Origin of the sequence: Nocardia farcinica, assembly GCF_029867845.1 — a bacterium.
Lineage (GTDB): Bacteria > Actinomycetota > Actinomycetes > Mycobacteriales > Mycobacteriaceae > Nocardia > Nocardia farcinica_A.
Genome location: NZ_JARWRU010000580.1, coordinates 1 through 2088 on the forward strand (window position 1 = coordinate 1; position 2088 = coordinate 2088).

Sequence of the window (2088 nt, forward strand, 5' to 3'; positions counted from 1 at the left end):
CCCCCGCCGGCGCGCGGGCGCGCGGGGGCCCCCGCCGGCGCCCGCGGCGGGCCCCCGCGCCGCCCGCCCCGCCCCGCCCGCCGCCCCCCCCCCCCCCCCCCGGGGGCGGGGCCGAAGTCGTAGCGCACGGACAGGGCGGTGATCTTCTCGATCAGATAGCGGTTGACCTGGTCGAAGCCCATCAGTTCGGTGAGCAGCGCGCGCACGGCCCGCGGGCCGGGTTCGGTGGACATCAGTTCGATCTGGGCGCGGGTGTTGACCAGCACGTCGGCGGCCACGGGGTGGCGTTCGGCCTGGTAGCTGTCGAGCAGCCCGGCCGGTGCCCAGCCGGCGAGCTCGGCGGCGAGTTTCCAACCGAGGTTGACCGCGTCCTGGAGCCCGAGGTTCAGGCCCTGGCCGCCGGTGGGCGGGTGGATGTGCGCGGCGTCGCCTGCGAGCAGGACGCGGCCGGCGCGGTAGCGTTCGGCCTGGCGGGTGGCGTTGCCGAAGCGCGAGAGCCAGCGCGGGGAGTGCACACCGAAGTCGGTGCCCGCGACGGCGCGCAGCCGGGTGCGGAAGTCGTCGAGGGTGGGCGTGGCGGTGCGGTCCTCGCTGACGCCCGCGGCGGGGACCACCACGCGGTAGACGCCGTCACCGAGCGGCGCGAGCCCGAACCGCTTCTGAGTCTTGCGGACTTCGGTGACGACGGCCTCGATGCGTTCGGCCGAATCGGTGGCCGCCATCTCGCCGAGCAGGGTTTCGACGGTGGACGCCTCGCCCGGGAACCCGATGCCGACGAGCTTGCGCACGGTGCTGCGGCCGCCGTCGCAGCCGACGAGATAGCGGGCCCGCAGCCGGGTGCCGTCGGCGAGTTCGGCGTCCACGCCCTCGGTGTCCTGGGCGAGGCCGGTGAGTTCGCATCCGCGCCGGATCTCGACGCCCGCGGCGAGCGCGTGTTCGGTGAGCAGCCGTTCGACGACGGGTTGGGCGATGGCCAGCACATAGGCGTGGGTGGAGTCCATGTCCTCGGGCCAGGGCAGGTCGATGCCGGCGAAGAAACCGCCGACGGTGAACTTCCTGCCGAGCTCGAGGAACGGCTCGAGCATGCCGCGCTGGTCGAGCACTTCGATGCTGCGCGCGTGCAACCCGCCCGCGCGCACCACTTTCGTCGGTTCGAGCTCCTTTTCCAGGATCACGGTGCGCACACCGTGCAGGCGCAGTTCGGCGGCCAGCATGAGACCGGTCGGTCCGCCACCGGTGATGAGTACGTCGATCATGAACAACCCCCGTCTTCCTTCATCGGCCTTCGGCCGGGGCGCGATGTGCGACGCGCCCTCGGGACCGGCTGTTTGCGCAGGTCCCGGCCGTGGCCCGACGATTCTGCGCCACACCCCGGGTCTTGTGGCAAGACCCGGGGTGCGCTATATGTTGGGAGGGGGACGGGGGGATTCCACCGTGTTTTCCGGCGCCGTTGTTCCGCGGCCCGGATGTCAGTGCCGCGGCGGCGCGGGCAGTCCGTCCAGGCCGGTGGGGGTGCCGGGTGCGCCGATGCCGATGTCGGGGATGTGGTTTACGACGGCGAGGATGTCGGCGAGTTCGTCGACGGTGTCGAGCAATTGGCGTTCGGTGTGTTCGCTGGTGAGGAAGAACCGCAGCCGTTCGGTGCCCGCAGGCACCACCGGGGCCAGGATCGCGCCGGCGTTGTAGCCGCGTTGCAGCAGCGCGGCGCTGGCGTATCCGGCGCGGATCTCACCGGGAACGATGACCGGCACGATCGGGGTCGACTCGGATTCGCCGAGGTCCATGCCGTGTTCGCGCAGGGCGTCGGTGAACAGCAGCGCGTTGGACCACAGGCGGGCCAGACGGTCGGGTTCGTCGGCGAGCACGTCGAGCGCGGCCAGCACGGCGCCCACATTGGCCGGTGAGGGGCCCGCGGTGTAGAGCGCCAGGCCGGGGGCGGCGTACTTGATCGCGCGCACCAGGTCGGCGTCGCCGGCGCCGAAACCACCCGTGCTGGCCAGCGCCGTGGACAGGCTGCCCACCCACACATCGACCGTGCCGGGGGGGAGGGGGAAGTGTTGGGCGGTGCCGAGGCCGGGCGGGCCGCGC

2 protein-coding genes are annotated in these 2088 nt (G+C 72.8%); both read right to left on the reverse strand.

Annotated features, from left to right (window positions below):
- Positions 1-1256: FAD-dependent monooxygenase (locus tag QH283_RS12705; protein WP_280503207.1), on the reverse strand; the 1256-nt coding region annotated here is incomplete at its 3' end.
- Between the two features lie 213 nt (positions 1257-1469).
- On the reverse strand, positions 1470-2088 hold a 619-nt coding region (locus QH283_RS12710), incomplete at its 5' end, for an aminotransferase class I/II-fold pyridoxal phosphate-dependent enzyme (RefSeq protein ID WP_280503208.1).